This window comes from Streptomyces graminilatus (genome assembly GCF_001418565.1).
Taxonomy (GTDB): domain Bacteria; phylum Actinomycetota; class Actinomycetes; order Streptomycetales; family Streptomycetaceae; genus Streptomyces; species Streptomyces graminilatus.
Map to the genome: position 1 here is coordinate 1 of NZ_LIQQ01000857.1, position 1,099 is coordinate 1,099.

Sequence of the window (1,099 nt, forward strand, 5' to 3'; positions counted from 1 at the left end):
GCCCCGCGCCCGCCCGCATCGACCAGGTGCGCGCCGAACTCGACGAGCTGAGCGACTACCTGCGCAAGCACGACAGCAGCGGCAGCGGCGGCGGCAACGGTGGCGGCAGCGGTGGTTACGACGGCAACAGCGGCCCCGAGGGCGGACGGTGAGCGTGGCGACGGGCCGCGTCATCGCCGAGCGGTACGAACTGTCCACGCTCATCGGCCAGGGCGGCATGGGCCAGGTGTGGACGGCGTACGACCAGCGGCTCGACCGGCGGGTGGCCGTGAAGCTGCTGCGGCCCGACAAGGTCGCCGGTCAGGAGGCCGAAGAGCTGCGCCGCCGCTTCGTGCGCGAGTGCCGGGTGACCGCGCAGGTCGACCACCCCGGGCTCGTCACGGTCCACGACGCGGGCAGCGAGGGCGAGGAGCTGTTCCTCGTCATGCAGTACGTCGACGGCGCCGACCTCGCCGGTCACCTCGCCGAGCACAAGCCGTACCCCTGGCAGTGGGCGGTCGCGGTGGCCGCGCAACTGTGCGCCGTACTGAGCGCCGTGCACGCCGTGCCGATCGTCCACCGCGACCTCAAGCCACGCAACCTGATGGTGAAGCAGGACGGCACGGTCACCGTCCTCGACCTGGGCGTCGCCTCCGTCATGGACGCCGACACCACCCGCCTCACGCACACCGGCACCCCCATCGGCTCGCCCGCCTACATGGCCCCCGAGCAGGCGATGGGCGGCGCGGTCGGCCCGTACACCGACCTGTACGCACTCGGCGTACTCCTCCACGAACTCCTCAGCGGCGACGTCCCGTTCTCGGGTTCGACGGCCCTCGGTGTCCTCCACCGGCACCTGTACGAGCCGCCGGTTCCCGTGCGCCGGCTGAGACCCGAGGTGCCCGAGTCGCTGGAAGCGCTCGTCCTGCGGCTGCTCGCCAAGGACCCCCAGCACCGGCCCGCCTCCGCGCAGGACGTGTACGAACACCTGGCACCGCTCCTCCCCGGGCGCGGGACGCCCACCGGAGCGCCCCTCGACCCCACCCGCCCCTTCCTGCGCCCGCACGCCCCCTGGCCGGACCGCGCCCGCCCCCCCGCACCCCAGCCGACAGCCGCCCCC

At 74.0% G+C, this 1,099-nt stretch carries 1 protein-coding gene; it reads left to right on the forward strand.

Going from position 1 to position 1,099, the window contains the following annotated elements; translation table 11 throughout:
• Positions 1–190: 190 nt before the first annotated feature.
• A partial coding sequence (locus tag AOK08_RS42265) for a serine/threonine-protein kinase (RefSeq protein WP_277816066.1) occupies positions 191–1,099 on the forward strand: 909 nt, incomplete at its 3' end.